Genomic DNA, 16,004 nt, shown 5'->3' on the forward strand with positions numbered 1-16,004 from the left:
TACATAGAAACGGGTGAATTTGCATGATTAAAAAATGGTTTGAAGGTACCGAAAAATGGCCCTACGCCTTGTTGTCCGGTTACTTCATCAAATGGATCGTTCTGGGAAGCTTCGTTGGATTGATGACGGGCAGTGCCTCCGCCTTCTTTCTTTACAGTCTGGACTATGTAACCTCCCTTCGCATGGAGAACCCTTGGCTGCTGTTCTTCCTTCCCATGGGAGGCGCCGTGGTCAGCTACCTATATTTCAAGTTTGGCAAGAGCAGTACCAAAGGGAATAACCTCATCCTTGAACAAATCCATGGCGGTACGGAATCCGTTCCATTGCGAATGGCGCCTTTAGTTCTAATCGGAACATTAATCACGCATCTGTTCGGGGGCTCCGCAGGACGTGAGGGCACTGCCGTTCAGATGGGAGGAAGTTTATCGGAATGGTTCGGTAAGCTTATCCGCGTAACGCCGGCGGATCGAAAAACCCTGCTTATCTGCGGAATTAGCGGCGGTTTCGGATCCATCTTCGGCACGCCGCTAGCGGGAACGCTGTTTGGACTTGAAGTGCTTGCCATCGGAGTGATCTCGCATCAAGCACTATTACCTGCATTCGTAGCCAGCTTGGTCGGGAATCTGACGGCCACCTCTCTATGGGGTGTCAGCCATCTGCATTATTCGATCGGAGACATTCCGGCTTTGAGTTTCATGGTGATCCTAAAGGTGATTTTGGCCTCGATACTCTTTGGTCTGACAAGCCGACTATTCAGTGAGCTAACCCATTCCTTGAAACGGTGGTACAGCTATTTCTTCCGGAATCCGATGATCAAAAGCGCTGTCGGCGGCATCATCATCATTGGACTGGTTTATCTGCTTGGGACACGCGATTATTTGGGGCTGGGGCTCCCCCTGATCGAAGCCTCCTTCACAGGCGAAGTATCGCCTCTCGCCTTTCTCGGCAAAATCCTCTTTACCTCGCTGACGCTCGGAGCAGGGTTTCAGGGAGGAGAAGTTACCCCATTGTTTGCCATCGGGGCAACGCTTGGCAACGCGTTGTCGGGATGGATCGGATTATACGCACCGTTCCTGGCGGCATTAGGATTTATTGCCGTCTTCTGCGGAGCGACGAACACGCCAATTGCTTGTTTTATCATGGGAATCGAACTGTTCGGCGGGGAAGGTGCCGTTTATATGTTTATGGCCTGCGTCATCAGTTATCTCTTTTCCGGTCACTCCGGCATTTACACATCTCAGCTCATCGGCACTTCCAAACACCCACGGCTCTCGTACCCGCCGGGCACGACCCTTGCCGGATCGAAGACGTTAAACAAACGGAAGCTAAGGCAAAAGACGTCCGAGTAATCGGACGTCTTTTGCCTTACACCGAGCTTTTGCGAATCGAACGGTAACTGAAGAGAGCAAGGATAAGCGTGATCGGAATGAACCACAGCGACAATTCAAAAGCAGTGTATTTCACAACCCAGTCAATCACATGTCCCCACCAGCCATATTGGGTGATCAGTACGCTGAGCCCCGATAATAGAATGAAATAGGTCGCAAGCATGACAAAGGTCTTAATGCCGCGATTACGAAGATAGAACACGCCGATTCCTATCCCAATAAAGGCAAATGTAAGAAGCAATATGAAATAAATGATGAATTGTTCTAATAGCGTGCCGTCATTCAAATACGGCAGGTTGAAGAACGATATCCGGTCTCCCCAAGAACCCGTAATACGTTCAATTTCTGCTAAAACTAATAATATAATCGACGTAAAGACGCTGTACGATACCACCATCAGAACAGAGCCCAGATAGAAGTCCGTTCTTCGAATGCTGAATCCGAGGGAGAATGGAAACAGCTGCAGCACCGATACCAGAGCCGCGATAAACACATAGATAAAGATCGTTGCCAATCCCCCGGCATAGATCGCTTCACCATTAACCAATACGCTGATAATGTAGTTGATCAGAAAGCTGAATGCCGTGATGGCCCAGGGCAAATAGAACCAGGATAGTTTCTGTCTCGAATAAATATGGATTACGCCAGGAATTCCGTTCATGGTTGGATCCCCACCTTTTCGCGCTTAGTTAAATATACGATCAATTGTTGAAGGGAAACGGGGGTTGTTTCCAAGCCCAATTCCTCCGCCTCTTTATGCAACTTCGTAGTCGCACTTCCCATCACCGTGACGGACAACATGGAAGCGAACGACTCCCGATGTATCACTTCCAGCCCTTGGATAAACGATTCAACCGTTCCGGAGGGACCGACGATCTTAAACGCACGTCCCCGCAAGTCATCCGTAGCATCGTCAAGCAAAATTCGACCGGAATCGATAACGATGATATGCTCCAGCAATTTGCTAACCTCATCAATCAAATGCGTGGACAGAATAATCGTGCGTGGATGATTCGTGTAATCCTCGATCAGATGATCATAGAACAGCTCTCTTGCCACGGCGTCGAGTCCAAGATAAGGCTCATCAAAGATCGTGATCGGTGCGCGGCTGGCGAGTCCGACGATGATGCCTACCGATGAGAGCATGCCGCGGGACAATCTCTTTACGAGTCGTTTCATAGGCAGCCGGAATACCTCGATCAGTTTGTTCGCATATGCCGCATCCCAATTCGGATAAACGTTAGCGGCAATTCCCATAACGTCCTTGACCGTAAAGATATCCGGATATTTCTGGCCTTCCTTAATGAAGCATACCTGCCGGATCACCTTCTGATTTTCGTATGGATGCTCTCCGAATACGCGAATCTCCCCTTGGCTTGGGAACAGCTGCGCCGTTATCATCTGCATGATGGTCGTTTTGCCCGCGCCGTTCCTGCCCAGCAATCCATAGATCTTATTCGCCTCGATGGTAAAGCTCACATTATCGACAGCCGTTGCATCCTTGTATGCCTTGCTCAAATTCTTGACTTCAATCACGGTTTGGCTCATCAGTCTTGCTCCCCCCTGCGGATCATTTCCGATAATTGATCTTTGGTAATCCCAAGTTTAGCCGCTTCCTTAACCATGGCGACCACGTACTGTTGATAAAACTCCGTCTTGCGCTTCTCCATCAGCAGTTCACGAGCTCCAGAAGCTACAAACATGCCAATCCCCCGTTTCTTGTACAAAATTCCTTGATCCACCAGCAGATTTACGCCTTTGGCAGCCGTTGCCGGATTGATCTGGTAAAAGGCTGCAAACTGATTCGTTGATGGAACCTGCGTTTCCTCAGGCAGTCGTGCTTCGATGATGTCATCTTCAATTTTGTCGGCAATTTGCATGAATATCGGTCTGCTGTCATCAATCTGAAATGCCATTTACCTCACCAACTTTCGTTTATAACCTCGTTAGATAATTGGTTAGTTACTCATGTAATTAACCATATAAGAGATGAAGTTCTTTGTCAATGGGTTCTCGGAATTTTTTCACAAAAACAGGAGAGATCATAGACTTTTGTCCTAAACAAATAGTCCCTGTAAGCCGATAAAATATAGGCACAAATTCTACGCCCAATACAGATAAAGAGAAAAAGGAGCTTGAGAGAAAACATGAAAAGAATCATTGCAATCGTTGTACTGGCCATGCTGACGGTCATCACGCCGCTTTATGCCGCATCCGCCCCCAAAAATTTGGCCTACGTGGACAAGAACAACCAGTCCTTCATCTCGGTCGGGGTACTCAAGACCTATGACGGCGTAAAGGTAGCTTATACAGCTGCAGAGAAGAAACTCAACATCACCCGTGAAGATACTGCTCTAACGCTATATCTGGGCAGTCGGAATGCCTATATAAACGGCAAAAAGGTTCAGGCTAAAGCAGCCCCGTTCTCCGAGAACGGCTCCACTTATGTACCGCTGCAATTTGTCAGCCAGCATCTGGGTCTTAAGCTGTCCTGGAGCAATAACAGATCCACCCTGAACATTACGGACGGCAGCGTGTCAAACACCCTACCCGTTCTTTCGGGGAACATGATGACCCGTTCATCCAAGGCCGTGACGTCGGCCAGAAAAACATTTAAAGTGGGCTCCCGTTCCTTCAGCGCACAGGTCGTCACCGTTTCGCTGCTCCATCCGAAGGTGGAACTGGACGTGGTTTTGGCAGGCAATAAAGCAGGGAAAGTCGAAGACTTGCGGAGCATAGCGAAGCGCAGCAACGCCGTAGTTGCCATCAACGGGACGTTCTTTGACGCCTATACTTCGGGAGCGTACAAAGCACCGTACGGTTATTTGGTCAGCAAAGGCAATATTTTTCACAAGGCCTCGGGAGATAACCGGACGATCTTCACCTATGACAGCAACAATCTGGCGACGATGATGCCGGGACTCGACTTCAAATCCGTATATGATGCAGGCCGCATGGAAGGAGCACTTCAAGCGGGTCCGCGTCTGTTGACCAATGGCACGGTGACGCTGGACGTCAAGAAGGAAGGATTCAAGGATCCGAAGATACTGACGGGCGGCGGCGCACGAAGCGCGCTGGGTATCACGAAGGATCATAAGCTGATTATGTTAACGACAGGCGGAGCAACCATTCCTCAACTGGCGGAAATCATGAAGCAGGCAGGTGCCTACCAAGCAATGAATCTAGATGGCGGGGCTTCCAGCGGATTGTATTATAACGGCTCTTACTTAACGACGCCAGGCCGTCAGATCAGCAATGCCATCGTCGTAAAATATAAATAATCACCTCCTCTCCCCTGGTTATCCGGATATTCTACCGGCTGATCAGGGGAGTTTTCTTTTTTTAGCAGCACTACCTCCCCTTCGAACCGCATATGCTGATCAAAGAAATGTTTCACTATGAGGACCCATTGTGTAAATATATAGCAAACTGTCTATAGGGAGCGATTCGTAAGATAGTGGTTCATTCAGCGGGGGGTGGATTCGATTACATCGTCTATTGCAGTCATTCGGACGAGAATCAGGGACACGATGGAGGGGATATATCGGGTTTGGAAGGAATGGATTGGGAGGTACCCTTTGATTGCCAAGGTGTATCACTTATTTTCCTGGCTTTCCCTGCTGGTGCTCGTTATAAGTCTGGTTCTGATCGAAGAGTCGCGGACCATGCTTGTGCAATATTTGTGGTCTTTCTATGTACTACTGCAATTTTGGCTGCTAAGCCGGAGCAAAACCGTTACCTGGAAGCAGGTCAGCTTGTTTGTACTCTCAGGCGTTCTTTTGGTCATTCCCTTGACCAACGGGACCATGCAGGGACTTCATTTGATTTTTGGAGGACGGACGACCGACACATGGTCATTCGCCGTCATGACACCGGTCGTTGAGGAAATCTACAAGCTGCTGCCGCTGGCATTGTATTTATTTTTTTCAAGAAGAGCCACTACGTTAAGCCTGAGCGATTATGTATTATTAGGGGCTGCTCCCGGCATTGGCTTTCAATTTATGGAGGAGCTGTCAAGACGCTTGGTCCAAAGCAATTACGGGGTGTCTTTTCTCGGCGGCAAAACGCTCCACTGGGAGTTCTTCGATTGGTTTCCGGGCTACTTTGAGGAAAGCTTTATTCCGACCATGATGAATGTTACGCATCCTGTACATAGTGCCATGATCGCGCTTGGAATCGGCATAGCATTTCGATACGCCAAACGTCTGACACGCTGGGTCTATGCATTTCCGGCTGTCCTTCTGTTCTGGGCTATCCTGAATCATGCGGCCTGGAATGGACAGAATCGGCTGCCGGAGTGGGTACTTACTCTTCATGAATGGACTGGTGAGGGCTACCGAACCGAAGGCATCTTCCTAATCCTGCTGGTTGCAGGGTTATTCATCGACTATTTCGATCTGCATCGAATTCGTGACCGTCTCCCGGTTCTGAAGGGTGAGGCTCTCATCAATCCATTAACGGAGTGTTGGCAGATGACGCGGGCTCTCTTTACAGACCGGAAACGCCTCGGTTACCTGATCGGATTCTACCGAGAACGACGCGAGCTCGGATATTCGTTATTGTATGGCAATCTCGAAGCAGCAGGCCAAAGGGATCAGGTCCAGGAAAATGTAAGAAAGTATACCGCCGTTCTGGGAGCCATCGGCATCCTCATACTTGCTGCCGGGATCCTGTCCAGTATCGGCGCTTCGATGATAGCTGGCGACTCCTCTTGTTTCGCGTGCTTGTTCGACTCTCTCCAGAACTGGTGGGATCGGCTTAGCGGCTGGGAACAAGCGGGTCTCATATTGGGAGCTTTTGCCCTTTCCCTGCTATTTGTCAGCTTCTGGCCTGCTCTTGGTATTGCCTTGACCGGTGCCGGCATTGCCGGTGGCGGACACGAGATTGCCGGATACATCCGTGACCCGAAGAAGCTGCTATCCCCACAAAATGCGGCCGCTGCCGTGTTAGCCGTTATCCTCAGCCGTATTCCAGTCGGTAAAGGGTTATCTTGGCTGTCCAATAAGCTGGGCCCACGAGCCGGGAGGTGGCTGGATACACTCGCCGAAAAAGTCGGCTTGAAAACGCGCGATGAGCCGGATACTCCAACTGGCGGAACTCGCGATCCAAAGCCTGACGGTACGAATGAACAACCGGAAGAGAATCCGCGGAAGCCAGATGGTGACCATGAGAATAAACCTGATGAAGATAAGCCGAATCCAGATAAGCCTGACAACGAAAAGCCGGAGGAAGAAAAGCCAAAAGACAAACCCGATGATGAAAAGTCTGACGAACCAAACGACACACCGCAAGAGGTGCCGAGATATTCCGGAGAACTGCAGAAGGTTAACAAACCGGATGCTGCCGCCGATGCGCTTGCGGAGCGACTTGGCGGAGAATCGAGAATGAAGTTTGATTCCGACCCCATCGGGCGGGAATTCGACGCCGTTAGCGATGAATATATTGCCCAGACCAAGCCGGCTTTGCAGCAGGTTAACAAAAAGGTCCGTGATCAAATGAAAGCGACCTTTGAAGCAGCGGAGCAAACCGGCAGAAAGGTCTATTATCATTTTGAAGGAGAGCCTGCCCAATCCGTTATTGACAAATTACATGAATACAGCCAAAGATATGGAATAGAAGTCCACATTGATACCGATCCATTATAACGACAAGGAGTGAACATTCATGTATGAATTTCACGGCTGGGCTACCATCCAGGAGAATCCTGCCGAAGCGGATGCCGGGCAGCTCGACATGATCATTCAGAAAATACAGCTTAAGATGACCGAGTTTGCATGGGGCAGCGGCTTGCTATCCTTAAATGCGGCTAACGGCTCCTATTACCTTCATGTCGGAGGTTTTACGAACCGCAAGGGAGCTGAGGCTGCCGAGATCGTAGCGCTGTACCAATTGATTGGCGAAATCGCTCCCGGCTCATACGGTCTTCTGTATACCCGAGATGATGAAAATCTGGAGGGTTATGACAACGAGTTCCGGGTTCAGGTGCTGGCACGGGGACAACTGCGGGAACAACGCGATTCGTTTCTCTCCCCTTGCGTCCCGGTGATCGAAGATGAGGTCGATTAATGACCATATGAAATCATAGAAATCCCGCAACCCCACCATGTTTTGTTCTCATGGTGGGAAGCTGCGGGATTTTTGTTGAGCCGTTATCGTTGGTATATCCGAATGGATATTACCAATGGATGAGTGACAGTGACTTAAGCTCGTCCGTTCAATTCTTCCATCGTTGCCTGCACGATGATCCGCAGGCCATTCAACATCGTTTCATGGGATAAGGTCGGCAAGGCCGGCTTCTCCACGGCCATCTCCGTCGAAGCCGGAAAATGCACAAAGCCGCCAATAGCAGATCTTTGCTGAAGGCGAATTTCGTTCAAAATCGCATACATCGTATTGTTGCAAATATATGTTCCGGCTGTATTGGATACCGAAGCAGGAATTCCAGCTTCCTTCAGCCGGTTGACCATCAAACGGATCGGGAGAGTCGAGAATAGTCCGTCCGGTCCGTCAGCGTCTATAGGCTCATCTTGAGGTCTTGCACCACGATTATCCGAAATCGTCGATTCCGGCGGTATATCCTTGATATTGATGGCGATCCTCTCCGGTGTAATGGCGGTCCGCCCACCCGCTACGCCGCAGGCGATGACCGCATCGGGTTCGTATGCCTTCATCTCTTGCAGCAGAATGTCCGCACACTCATCGTAATGTACGGGAAGAAGCAGCGTTCTGATTTCTGCACCGGGGAAGTCGTCGTGCTTGATCTCCTTAACCAGTTTTTCGGTTGGATTGATAGAACTTCCGCCAAAAGGTTCAAAGCCTGAAATTAATATTTTTAACATCTGTCATATCTCCTGTACTCGTTTATGTAAGCTGCCGGGTCACGTAAATAGCATCCTGACTTTTATTATAGCAGCGCTTGAATGCTTACTCCTTCAGCTCCAAGCCGTGATCGCAAGGTGCTGGCGAACAGCGATGCGTGCGCGCCATCTCCATGAATGCAGACGGTATCTGCCGTAATGGGGATCACCTTGCCGCTCAGGGTAACTACCACTCTTTCTTTCACCATCCGCACGACTTGCGTGACCGCAGCTTCGGGATCGCTTATGATGGCATCCGGCAGATTTCTCGGCGTGAGGGTGCCGTCATCCTGGTAGGTACGATCCGCAAACACTTCGCTTGCTGTGCGAAGGCCAGCCCTCTCCCCCGCCGCGATTAACTCGCTGCCTGCCAACCCATACAGAATGAGCGTTGGATCGATATGCTTGATTGCCGATGCAATCGCGTCTGCAAGGGGTCTGGAGGTCGCTGCCATATTATACAGAGCACCGTGAGGTTTTACATGCTGCAGCCCGGACCCTTCCTGTATCGCAAAAGCCATCAAGGCTCCAACCTGATAGGTTACCATATCATAAGCTTCGGCAGGCGTAATCTCCATTCTTCTTCTTCCGAAACCGACCAGATCAGGCAAGCCAGGATGGGCACCGATCGCGGTACCGTTTGCGATAGCCTGACGGACCGTTGCCCTCATGACCGCCGGATCGCCTGCATGAAATCCGCAAGCAATGTTTGCTGAAGTTATACTGCGAAGAAGCTCCGTATCATTGCCTAACCTGTAAGCACCGTAGCTCTCTCCCATATCGCAGTTTAGGTCCACTCGAACCATGCTGACTCACAACTCCTTTAATTTAAGCTTGATCATGGTTTCCAACATTCGAAGCTCTCGAACGTGAGCTGTATAAAGCTGTTCTGCTTCTGCCAAGGATATTTCCGCAAAGCGAATCGCAGCCCCAGGCGACAGCTGAGCGATCAACGAAATATCGACGGTCGCCACTTGTGCGATTTTGGGATAGCCTCCAAGCGTCTGCCGATCCGCCATTAGAATGATGGGCTGGCCATCTGCAGGTACCTGCACCGTTCCAAGGGCTACCGGCTCGGATATATATTCTTTTGCATGGCTTAATTGAAGCAACGGGCCGGACAATCGGTAGCCCATACGGTCCGATTGCGGAGTTACGGTGAACCGTTCTCCGAGCAGCGCCTGCTTGCTGCCTTCGTCAAAGTTATCATATTGACGCCCTTTCAGCACGCGTATCACCGCCTCCTGTCCTGGACCAGGATACCCTTCAGCAGAGACGGCCCATTTTACGGTGAGGAAACCGCCGTAATCATCAAGGTATCGTTTAGACGAAACCAGGGGAAGCCGAGAAGGATGGGCATGCACCGTATCCCCTTTCTTCAACGGTCTCCCTTCATGCCCGCCGATTCGGGCCCTTAAATACGTACTGCTGCTTCCCATGACCTGGCAGACATCAAATCCGCCCGATACGGCCATATAAGCGCGACAGCCCGTTACCGGCTGTTGAAAGCGCAGAACACGGCCCGCTTTGATCAGCACGGGACGCCACATAGGAACCTTCACGCCTTCGATCGATGGCGATAGATCTCCGCCTGTAATGGCAACCCACCGATCGCTATGAAATTCAACCGCGAATCCTGACCATGTAATTTCCAGAACGGCCCGTTCATCCTCATTGCCAACTAGTCGATTGACGATCCGATAAGCGTAGTTATCCATGGCTCCTGCCATGATAATACCGTATCTGCCGTAACCCCGTCTTCCCGCATCCTGAAGAGTAACAAGAAGTCCCGGCTTTATAACGGTTATACTCATAGACCCACTTCCCTTATCTGTTCGTATTCCTCCGCTTGAATAGGCCGAAACCGGATATATTGCCCGCTCTTCAACAGCGTTGGAGGCTCAGCTTCGGGGCGAAATAAAGCGAGCGGTGTCCGGCCGATAATCTGCCACCCGCCCGGCGTTTCGATCGGATAAATGCCGGTTTGCGTGCCGGCGATTCCTACCGATCCAGCCGGTATAAGCAGCCTTGGAGTCTGTTTCCTCGGTGTCGCAATTTGCTCCGGGATACCTCCGACATAGGGGAAGCCGGGCGCAAATCCGATGGCGTAGATTAAGTAATCCTGCCCGGAATGAATGCGGATGACATCCATGGGAGAAAGGTGGTTCTTCTGAGCGACTTCGTCCAGGTCCGGTCCATAGTCGCCCCCATAACAAACCGGAATGTCAACAACCTCATATTTTGTGATGTCCTTCCCTCCAGCTTCCTCCTCCATCCGCTCATCCAACATCGAACAGACATAAGCAAACACCGTATCGAATCCGTCTGGTTTGCCGATCTTATCATGATCATAGTAAACCGCAACGCTCGTATACGAAGGGATGCATTCGATCCAGCCTGGAATAGGGTTCTTTTCCAATCGCCTCGTCATACCTGTAACCAGGCGATGTACCTTCTCGCTCACGATGTCTTCGAATTGAATGAGAACAGCCGAATCCCCTAAAGGGAAGAACGAATAAGACTTACTCATAGGACATTCTCCGTTCCATATGGACTGCTGATTATCGTCAATCATTGAATGATTATTCCTATGATAGCAGAGAAACGGGCATCCGTTGAATATGAAGTTAAATTATTTGTCGATAGAATCAGGAACAGTTGGCTCTGTACGGATCATGTCAAGCGTCCATGCTGTTATCTGCATAATTTTAGGGAATGGTTGGCAAAATACAGAAGTCGTACTTTAATAAGGAGGTGCCACCAACATGAGCCCACAAAACCATAACAGTAACGAACCGACAAAAGCAGAAGTACAAACCACGAAATTGAACAAAATGCCGATTCCAGGTGAATTTGACACCGAGATTTCTGCCGAAGAAGCAGCCGAGGTGTTTAAACAGCAGCAGCAACCAAACTCTGGTCATAGCTCCGAGAACCAACAATAATACAAGTAGAAGACCTCACGGATGATCCGTTGTTTACAGGATCGTCCGTGAGGTCTTTTTAGGTGTATTATTTTACAGTCATTCGGGTTTTTATGGTTTAATTAGCCATCCATGAAGCTCTTATTTAAGCTTTCGGTTTAAATCCCCTTGGTGCCTAACCGCTTCGCAAGTTCCGCCAGATCATGCCCTTTAAGGGCTCCTTCCACCAGCTGCGGAAGAAGCGCAGGGGTGCATGCAAAGCAAGGTGTTCCGTCTCTCGACAGTGACCTGGCTACCTGCTCATCATAGAACGGTTTTCCCTCGTCGGATAATGCGAGGAGACACATCGTCTTGACTCCCGCTTCCCGTAATTCACGCATTCGCCGAATCAGCCCGGCTTGATTGCCGCCCTCGTACAGATCCGAAATGATGATAAACAGAGTCTTTTTCGGTTCTTCAATAAATTGCTCGCAATACGCAACGGATTTATGAATATCCGTTCCGCCGCCAAGCTGGATGCCGAATAACATATCCACCGGATCATTGGCACACTGCTCCGTCAAGTCAACGACTTCCGTATCGAATACAACCACACGGGTGTCGAGCGAAGGTATGCTTGCAAATATGGATCCAATGACCGAAGCCCAGATCACGGATTCCGCCATGGAACCGCTCTGGTCGATATCCACGATGACGGTCCATTCTTTTCTTCGTCTTACTCTGTCAAAATAATAAAAACGCTCCGGAATGATCTGCTTGCGGTCCGCATCATAATTTTTCAGATTTCGCTGTATCGTCCGCTTCCAGTCAATACCGCTGAGCGAAGGAAGCGGTGTATGCCGCCTGCGGTTCAAGGCACCAGTCACTGCCCTGCGAATATCATCCTGCAGGCGCTGGACAAGCTCGTCCACAACCGCCTTCACCAGCAGGCGTGCCGTATCCTTGGTTTTCTCGGGAATCTTGCCTTTCAGGGACAGCAGCGTGCCAACCAGCTGTATATCCGGCTTGACCGTAGCCAGAACCTCCGGTTCAAACAGCAGCTGCTTCCAGCCCTTTCGTTCCATGGCATCATTCTGGATAATGGAAACCACGTCTTCGGGGAAAAAGGAGCGGACATCACCCAGCCACTGCGCGAGCCGGGGAGCCGACTTTCCTTGCCCGGCTGCCCGCTGCCCCGCGGACGCACTTCCAGCTTCCGCCCCGCCGTCCGTACTATCATAAATCGCGGCCAGCGCACGGTCCATAATCATTTCTTCCTCCGACAGCTGTACGTTTCCCCCGGCGCTATAGCCCGCTAGCTGAGGTTCAGCCGACTGGCCCAGAATAAGCCGCCAACGCGATATTTGGTTTGGTTCCGGTATGCCACTCATCGCCTAAAAGTCCTCAAAGTCAAAATCATTCAAGTCGTCGATCATCTCCGCTTCTTCCTCCTTCAGGTCACCGGTCAAAATTTCGGCAGCCTGCTCTGCATTCACGCCCCATAGCTCGCCAAGCAGCTCGGCAATCATGGTCTTCTCCTTCGCCGAAAAGCTGCTGAACGCCCGGCGCAGAAAAACAAGCGCACGAGTGAATTCATCATCCTCCAGAGACTGGATGTAATCATTCAGCTGCTCCCACAGGCTCAATCGCGAGAGAAGGGCATACCGGTTCCGCATCGATAAGCCTTCAAACCATCCTGCACCCAAATCGGCCGGAATGCCGGGCGATAGTCTGCGAGATACTTCTTCGGCACACTGCCGGGCGGAAATCGCATTCCGCTCCATCAATACCGCACACGCATATCCCGACAACCTGGCGTTCAAGTCATCCCTCTCAGACAAATGCCCGAGTTCTTGCAGCCAAAGTTCCTCATCCACCTGCTCCGCGTGCTCCATGGCGACACTGTTCAGTTCATTCAAGGCAGTTATCATCGAGCCTGATACCTCGTCGCTGCACTGGCTGCCATCGAGCAAAAACAAACAAGCGCGCATAAAGAGCTGCTGCAGCAGCGGTACTAACGGCTCTGTATTCATCCGTCTGATTCCGCCGTAGCGGATCAGAACGGATAACTCCCGGGAAGCTGCCGCAATCTGTACGACATCGCGGCTGTCCACAGCAAGCTTTTGCAGGGTCTGCCGACCTGCTTCCATCTGGTGAATCATCCCGCATTCATATGCGATCCGGATGAGCGAAGAGGCTTCGTCAATCGAGCTGCAGCCCGCCAGCTTCTGCTGGAGCATATAAGCGGCGGCTACCTCTACCGTCTCTCCCAGCAGCGTCGATTCGACAACCTGAATTTCAACCTCAGGCGTCCATTTCACAACCCAGTGCTCCGCCCACGCCCCTTGCTCCTGCCCGCTGGGTCTGGCCTTAACAAAATCAATCCCCAACAGCTTCAAGCGGTGAAACAAAAAGGACCGGTTCAAATCGAGATACGCGGACTCTTTCGAGGTTACCCTCCGGTTCTCGCGCAAATCCAATATTAAATCGTTCGCCACAACCGATTTATACTTCTCAAGCTTCAGCCTTTTCAGCTGGCGGTTCAGGTCGTCCTGGATCGGTGTCTGGCTGACGCCTTCGGCCAGCTCGCCGATCGCCGTACCGATCTCCACTCGTGCAAGCTCCTCTGCTACGACGGAAAGATCGCCGTGCCCAAGCAGCGTCTGGGCCGCATCCCGCAAATCCCGCAGTGTCGGGAGACCGCCACGATGAAGCGCTGCGAGCGACTCCGCCAACCGGACGGCTTCGATCACCTCCGCCGTGGAGCGGTGGGTACCATTCTTTCTCATCGAGCCCGCGACCATGGATAGATAATGATGCGGCAATTCCGCTAGCGCGCCCTGCTGCATTCGTTCCCACATCATCTCAAAATAATGGGGAGCGATATTCCCGGCACCATAACCGGAAATGGACGACAGTTTATAGTAGGAATAAGGCATCAGCGTCAGCTTGGTTATCCGGTTAGGAAGCTGATTCAATTCCTCGTCGCTCATCGGGCTGGACAAATCGCTAAGCGCGGAGGCATGGTAAGCCCCGCAAACGACTACAATGCGCTCGGGGTCATGCCCTGCCGCAATCGCTTCAACAATCTGACGGCGCATATACGACTCCCGGACGGCATTGTAGGCGTATTCCACAGTATCCTCACGACGCTCCTTCTCCTCCGACAGCTCTCGCATATGCACGGAAAAAGCCGATATGGATTGCCGGTAAGAGCCTTCGCTCAGATTATGTTCGTAACTCCGCTCCCAGTACATATCGTAATCATATTCGCCGGCAAGCTCGGCAATCCGCTCATATACGGATTTTTCGTCCGGCTGGCTCTCGTCCATCGGCTCAGCTGCCCCCGAGCTGGATCCATGATCCTCGCCTTCAAGCTCTTCCCCGTCCGTTTCGCCGTCCGAGCTGCGGCGCAGCTCCTGCAGACAGACGGCAGCAGATGAGGGCAGATCGATAAATGCGGCATAAGCTCCGTGCTTCTGCGCCCATCTCATGGCCTGATATTCCGGGGAATATACCGCAAATGGCCACAGAATCGTTCGTACGGGCAGTTCTTCGGTAAACGCCAATATAGCAACCGGCGGCTTTGTTGTTGCCTGGGTCAGATGCCGTATTTCCCCGCTTGCATCCGACGGCCCTTCGATGAGCACCGCCGTAGGATTGATCTCATTCAGAAAGTCCAGTACATGCTTCGCACCGGCGGGCGACAAATGCCGAACTCCAAAAACATGTATGCCGGCAGCATTCACTGGTTGATCTCCTTGCATGCGTTATATAAACCCCGCCACTGCGCTCCGCGTTTCTTCATGATATTATCAAGATATTCCTTCCATACGAGCCGGTCTTTATCATCATCCTTCACAATCGCCCCTTGAAGTCCCGCTGCCAAATCCTCATCCGTCAGCTCACCGCTGCCAAAGCTCGCTGCCAGCGCCATGCTGTTCGTCAGGAGCGAAATCGCTTCAGCCGTCGAGATCACTCCAGCCGGGGACTTCACCTTTTCCTTTTTGTCCAGGGTCATGCCGCTGCGCAGCTCTCGAAAAATCGTCACGACCTTGAGCAGTGCTTCATCTGCGGGAGCAGCAGCCTGCAGATCATAAGAGGAGGCAATCTCGGACACCCGTTTCTTCACGATTTCGATTTCGGTACTCAGATCCGCTGGAGCAGGAAGAACGATAATATTGAAACGACGCTTGAGCGCTGTTGACATCTCATTGACCCCGCGGTCTCTTGTATTTGCAGTAGCGATAATAGAGAAGCCTTTTCGGGCGTTCATTTCTTTTCCGAGCTCAGGCACCGATATCGTCTTTTCGGACAAAATGGAGATGAGTGCATCCTGTACCTCCGAGGCACAGCGGGAAATCTCTTCGAACCGGGCGATCCCTCCCGCTTCCATCGCCCGCATGATCGGACTCTGCACCAGCGCTTCGGGTGTAGGGCCTTGAGCGAGCAGCATGGCATAGTTCCAGGAATACCGGACGTGCTCTTCACTCGTTCCGGCCGTTCCCTGAACGACCAGACCGGACTTTCCGTAGATCGCTGCCGCCAGATTTTCGGACAGCCAGGATTTGGCCGTGCCTGGTTCCCCGATTAATAACAGGGCACGGTCGGTTACCAAGGTAGCGACCGCCATCTCGATCAACCGCTTGTTCCCGATATATTTAGGCGTAATTTCCGTTGGGCCTGCCTTGCCGCCGACGATGAATTTGAGTACGGATTGAGGTGACATCTGCCATCCGGCAGGAATGTTCCCGGAATCCTCCTCACGCAGTGCTTCCAGCTCGTGACGGAACAATATTTCCGCGGGCTGCCGCATGATATCTTGTAATTGCTCTTGTCCTGCTGCCATGGGCTTT

At 51.4% G+C, this 16,004-nt stretch carries 15 protein-coding genes; 5 read left to right on the forward strand and 10 right to left on the reverse strand.

Annotated elements, in window-relative coordinates:
* Nucleotides 1-23: 23 nt before the first annotated feature.
* A complete protein-coding gene (locus PLA01S_RS19445) occupies nucleotides 24-1,349 on the forward strand; it encodes a voltage-gated chloride channel family protein (RefSeq protein ID WP_127593619.1) in 1,326 nt (441 codons plus the stop codon).
* 16 nt (nucleotides 1,350-1,365) lie between these two features.
* Here the strand turns inward: PLA01S_RS19445 and PLA01S_RS19450 are convergent, their stop codons facing one another.
* The 3 genes from PLA01S_RS19450 to PLA01S_RS19460 are packed head-to-tail and all read right to left on the reverse strand — an operon-like array spanning nucleotide 1,366 to nucleotide 3,304.
* Nucleotides 1,366-2,049 (reverse strand): hypothetical protein, encoded by a 684-nt coding sequence (locus tag PLA01S_RS19450; protein WP_127593620.1) that lies wholly within the window; start codon nucleotides 2,047-2,049, stop codon nucleotides 1,366-1,368.
* Nucleotides 2,046-2,936 carry an ABC transporter ATP-binding protein gene (locus PLA01S_RS19455; RefSeq protein ID WP_127593621.1) on the reverse strand — a complete coding sequence of 297 codons (891 nt, stop codon included), beginning with the start codon at nucleotides 2,934-2,936 and terminating at the stop codon, nucleotides 2,046-2,048. The genes PLA01S_RS19450 and PLA01S_RS19455 overlap by 4 nt, the downstream gene beginning before the upstream one ends.
* The gene (locus PLA01S_RS19460) at nucleotides 2,936-3,304 is read right to left on the reverse strand and encodes a GntR family transcriptional regulator (protein WP_127593622.1); all 369 of its coding nucleotides are present in this window, start codon (nucleotides 3,302-3,304) and stop codon (nucleotides 2,936-2,938) included. Before PLA01S_RS19460 ends, PLA01S_RS19455 begins: the two co-directional genes overlap by 1 nt.
* A gap of 231 nt (nucleotides 3,305-3,535) precedes the next feature.
* Between PLA01S_RS19460 and PLA01S_RS19465 the strand changes: the two genes are divergently transcribed.
* The 3 genes from PLA01S_RS19465 (at nucleotide 3,536) to PLA01S_RS19475 (ending at nucleotide 7,454) form a co-directional block, all read left to right on the forward strand.
* Entirely contained in the window at nucleotides 3,536-4,669 is a 1,134-nt protein-coding gene (locus PLA01S_RS19465; RefSeq protein ID WP_127593623.1) for a phosphodiester glycosidase family protein, read from the forward strand.
* A 297-nt stretch (nucleotides 4,670-4,966) separates the two neighbouring features.
* Entirely contained in the window at nucleotides 4,967-7,033 is a 2,067-nt protein-coding gene (locus PLA01S_RS19470) for a restriction endonuclease fold toxin (protein ID WP_246059683.1), read from the forward strand.
* A 19-nt stretch (nucleotides 7,034-7,052) separates the two neighbouring features.
* The gene (locus tag PLA01S_RS19475; RefSeq protein WP_127593624.1) at nucleotides 7,053-7,454 is read left to right on the forward strand and encodes an immunity 7 family protein; all 402 of its coding nucleotides are present in this window, start codon (nucleotides 7,053-7,055) and stop codon (nucleotides 7,452-7,454) included.
* Between the two features lie 134 nt (nucleotides 7,455-7,588).
* Here PLA01S_RS19475 and PLA01S_RS19480 read toward each other — a convergent pair whose 3' ends face one another.
* From PLA01S_RS19480 to pxpB, 4 genes are all read right to left on the reverse strand, one after another.
* Nucleotides 7,589-8,227 (reverse strand): pyroglutamyl-peptidase I, encoded by a 639-nt coding sequence (locus PLA01S_RS19480; protein WP_127593625.1) that lies wholly within the window; start codon nucleotides 8,225-8,227, stop codon nucleotides 7,589-7,591.
* Nucleotides 8,228-8,292: 65 nt separating this feature from the next.
* Nucleotides 8,293-9,051 (reverse strand): LamB/YcsF family protein, encoded by a 759-nt coding sequence (locus PLA01S_RS19485; RefSeq protein ID WP_127593626.1) that lies wholly within the window; start codon nucleotides 9,049-9,051, stop codon nucleotides 8,293-8,295.
* A 6-nt stretch (nucleotides 9,052-9,057) separates the two neighbouring features.
* Nucleotides 9,058-10,059 carry a 5-oxoprolinase subunit C family protein gene (locus PLA01S_RS19490; protein ID WP_127593627.1) on the reverse strand — a complete coding sequence of 334 codons (1,002 nt, stop codon included), beginning with the start codon at nucleotides 10,057-10,059 and terminating at the stop codon, nucleotides 9,058-9,060.
* Complete coding sequence (gene pxpB / locus PLA01S_RS19495; protein WP_127593628.1) at nucleotides 10,056-10,775, reverse strand: 5-oxoprolinase subunit PxpB; 720 nt, start codon at nucleotides 10,773-10,775, stop codon at nucleotides 10,056-10,058. Before pxpB ends, PLA01S_RS19490 begins: the two co-directional genes overlap by 4 nt.
* A 235-nt stretch (nucleotides 10,776-11,010) precedes the next feature.
* On the opposite strand from pxpB, the gene PLA01S_RS19500 reads away from it, so the two are divergent.
* Nucleotides 11,011-11,190, forward strand: coding sequence for a hypothetical protein (locus PLA01S_RS19500; RefSeq protein ID WP_127593629.1), 180 nt, complete (start codon nucleotides 11,011-11,013; stop codon nucleotides 11,188-11,190).
* Between the two features lie 137 nt (nucleotides 11,191-11,327).
* On the opposite strand, the gene PLA01S_RS19505 is transcribed toward PLA01S_RS19500, so the two are convergent.
* Genes PLA01S_RS19505 through PLA01S_RS19515 form a run of 3 tightly spaced genes read right to left on the reverse strand, consistent with a single transcriptional unit; the run spans nucleotide 11,328 to nucleotide 15,997 of the window.
* Nucleotides 11,328-12,539 (reverse strand): VWA domain-containing protein, encoded by a 1,212-nt coding sequence (locus PLA01S_RS19505; RefSeq protein WP_127593630.1) that lies wholly within the window; start codon nucleotides 12,537-12,539, stop codon nucleotides 11,328-11,330.
* Between the two features lie 3 nt (nucleotides 12,540-12,542).
* Nucleotides 12,543-14,915, reverse strand: a complete 2,373-nt coding sequence (locus PLA01S_RS19510; RefSeq protein WP_174819230.1) for a DUF5682 family protein — start codon at nucleotides 14,913-14,915, stop codon at nucleotides 12,543-12,545.
* Nucleotides 14,894-15,997 carry an ATP-binding protein gene (locus tag PLA01S_RS19515; protein WP_127593632.1) on the reverse strand — a complete coding sequence of 368 codons (1,104 nt, stop codon included), beginning with the start codon at nucleotides 15,995-15,997 and terminating at the stop codon, nucleotides 14,894-14,896. The genes PLA01S_RS19510 and PLA01S_RS19515 overlap by 22 nt, the downstream gene beginning before the upstream one ends.
* Nucleotides 15,998-16,004 lie beyond the last annotated feature (7 nt).

Origin of the sequence: Paenibacillus lautus NBRC 15380 (genome assembly GCF_004000945.1) — a bacterium.
In the GTDB taxonomy this organism is placed as follows: domain Bacteria; phylum Bacillota; class Bacilli; order Paenibacillales; family Paenibacillaceae; genus Paenibacillus_AQ; species Paenibacillus_AQ lautus.